A 3,290-nucleotide genomic window follows, 5' to 3' on the forward strand; every position below is an offset into this window, starting at 1 on the left:
CGTTGAGGCCGCGGTCAATCGCCGCGAGGTAGATCGGCACATCGGGATGCGCGGACTGCATGCGCTCGACGCCCCGCTCATCGGGTATGTGGCGACCGATCTCAACGTGTCGATCCCGTGCCGCGCCGCCGCTGGGCTGGTCGGCCCCGAGAACGCCGCACGGACCGTGCTGCTCTCCACCGTGCCCAAGCAGGCCCCCAAGGCCGTCGACCGCGGGCTGCTCATCGAACGCGTCGGTGGTGACCTGCTGGTCATCGTGCGCAACACCCCCGTCGTCACCGCACCGTTGACCCAGGTGCTCAGCCCCGCCTGTCAGCAGCTGACCTTCACCGCCCACGCCGACAAGGTCACCGGCGAGTTCGTCGGCCTCAGCGCGGGCCCCGACGCCGAGAGCCCGGCCAAGCCGGGTGATCCGCTGAAGGGCGAGCGCACCGGCTACGACTTCCGGCCGCAGATCGTCGGCGTCTTCACCGACTTGTCCGGCCCCGCCCCGCCGGGCCTGCAGTTCTCTGCCACGATCGACTCCCGCTACAGCACCTCGCCGACGCTCTTGAAGATGCTGGCAATGATCGTCGGCGTCGCGATGACCATCCTCGCGCTCGGCGCCCTGCACGTGCTCGACAGCGCCGACGGCGTGCGGCACCGGCGCTTCCTGCCTCCGCGTTGGTGGTCGATGACACCGCTGGACGGATTGGTGACCGCGGCGCTGGTCTGGTGGCACTTCGTCGGCGCCAACACCTCCGACGACGGCTACATCCTCACGATGGCCAGGGTGTCCGAGAAGGCCGGCTACATGGCCAACTACTACCGGTGGTTCGGCACGCCGGAGTCGCCGTTCGGCTGGTATTACGACCTTCTGGCGCTGTGGGCGCACGTCAGCACGGCGAGCGTGTGGATGCGACTACCCACGCTGGTGATGGCGCTGGCGTGCTGGTGGGTGATCAGCCGCGAGGTCATCCCGCGGCTCGGACATGCGGTGAAGGTCCACAGGGCCGCCGCGTGGACGGCGGCGGGCATGTTCCTGGCGTTCTGGCTGCCGCTGAACAATGGGCTCCGCCCGGAACCGATCATCGCGCTGGGGATCCTGCTCACCTGGTGCTCGGTCGAGCGCGGCGTCGCCACCAGCCGACTACTTCCGGTGGCGATCGCGATCATCATCGGCGCGTTGACGCTGTTCTCGGGACCCACCGGCATCGCCGCCGTCGGCGCCCTGCTTGTCGCCATCGGTCCGCTGAAAACCATTGTCGCAGCTCATACTTCACGCTTCGGTTATCTGGCGCTGCTGGCGCCGATCCTGGCGGCGTGCACCGTCACCATCATCCTGATCTTCCGCGACCAGACCATGGTCGCCGAGGTGCAGGCCAACGCCTTCAAGTCTGCGGTCGGCCCCAGCCTGGCCTGGTTCGAGGAGCACATCCGCTACGAGCGGCTGTTCCTGGCTACGCCCGACGGCTCGATCGCGAGGCGGTTCGCGGTCCTCGCGCTGCTGTTGGCACTCGCCGTCTCGGTGGCGATGTCGTTGCGCAAGGGACGAATTCCCGGAACGGCGGCGGGGCCGAGCCGCCGCATCATCGGCATCACGATCATCGCCTTCCTCATGATGATGTTCACTCCGACGAAGTGGACGCACCACTTCGGCGTCTTCGCCGGGCTCGCCGGACCACTCGGGGCACTGGCCGCCGTTGCGGTGACGGCCGTGGCCATGAAGTCGCGCCGCAATCGCACGATATTCGCCGCCGCGGTGCTGTTCGTCACTGCGCTGTCGTTCGCCAGCGTCAACGGGTGGTGGTACGTCTCGAATTTCGGCGTGCCGTGGGCGAATGCGTTCCCGGCGTACAAGTTCGGCTTCACCACGATCCTGCTCGGCTTCTCCGTGCTCACCCTGCTGCTGGCGGCGTGGTTCCACTTCTCCGGCCGGGATACGACGCCGCCGAAGCGCGATCCCGGACGGTGGTCACGAATCCCGCAGGTGCCCTTGACGATCGCCGTGTGGGCGCTGGTCGTCTTCGAGGTGGCATCGCTGACCATCGCGACGGTGGGGCAGTACCCGGGGTGGACGGTCGGGCGGTCCAACCTCGAGGCGGTGGCAGGCAAGACGTGCGGTCTGGCCACCGACGTCATGGTCGAACAGGACCCGAACGCGGGCATGTTGACGCCGGTTGACACTCCGGTGGGCACTGCGCTCGGCGCTGCGACCGCACAGGGCTTCAACCCCAACGGGGTTCCCACCGACGTGTCGGCCGACCCCGTCTCGGAGCCACAGGGCAGCGGCAACTTCGCCGACACCGACGGCTCGGTCGTGTCCGGCAGCGAACCGGGCACCGAGGGTGGCACGACGGCCGCCGCAGGCGTCAACGGGTCACGCGCGCGGCTCCCGTACAACCTCAACCCAGCCACCACGCCCGTCATGGGCAGCTGGCGGCCGGGCACCCAGCAGCCCGCTCACCTGCGGTCGGGCTGGTACCGACTGCCCGCCCGCGACCAGGCGGGTCCGCTTCTGGTGGTCGCCGCCGCCGGACGGTTCGACGCGGGCGAGGTCCTCGTCCAGTGGGCCACCGACGAGCAGGCCGCCAAGGGACAGCCCGGCGGCAGCGTCGGCTTCGGCGACGTCGGGGCCGTGCCCGCGTGGCGCAATCTGCGCGTCCCACTGAGCGCGATCCCGGCCGAGGCAACGCAGGTGCGCCTCATCGCGTCCGACCAGGACCTGGCGCCCCAGCACTGGATCGCGGTCACGCCGCCACGGATCCCGGAGCTGAAGACCTTGCAGGACGTCGTCGGCTCAGAAGATCCGGTGTTGCTTGACTGGCTGGTCGGTCTCGCGTTCCCCTGCCAGCGCCCCTTCGGGCACCAGAACGGCGTCACCGAGGTCCCCAAGTGGCGCATCCTGCCCGACCGCTTCGGCGCCGAGGCCAACTCCCCCGTCATGGACTATCTCGGCGGCGGCCCGCTCGGCATCACCGAGCTCTTGGTGCGCGCCGAGCCGGTGCCGACGTATCTGAAGGACGAGTGGTTCCGTGACTGGGGTGCGCTGCAGAAGCTGACGCCCTGGTATCCCGGCGCCCAGCCGGCGCGCCTGGACCTCGGCACCGCGACGCGCAGTGGGCTCTGGTCGCCGGGTCCGCTGCGACTCAGCTGAGGTCAGCACCTGAAATCTCGGGGTCGCCGCATGGCGACGCAACGCCCACGAGGTCTTCGCATAGCATCGAGCCTCGTGCCCGCCAGGACAGTTCGACTCATCGCGATCGCCGCGGGCCTCGTCGGACTCCTACTCTGCCTGCTCACCCCGCTGC

At 69.3% G+C, this 3,290-nt stretch carries 1 protein-coding gene; it reads left to right on the forward strand.

From position 1 onward, the window contains the following. On the forward strand, window positions 1-3,136 hold a 3,136-nt coding region (locus ACRDUX_RS03305), incomplete at its 5' end, for an arabinosyltransferase domain-containing protein (RefSeq protein ID WP_526410992.1). Window positions 3,137-3,290 lie beyond the last annotated feature (154 nt).

It is taken from the genome of Mycobacterium sp., from assembly GCF_050701675.1.
In the GTDB taxonomy this organism is placed as follows: Bacteria; Actinomycetota; Actinomycetes; order Mycobacteriales; family Mycobacteriaceae; genus Mycobacterium.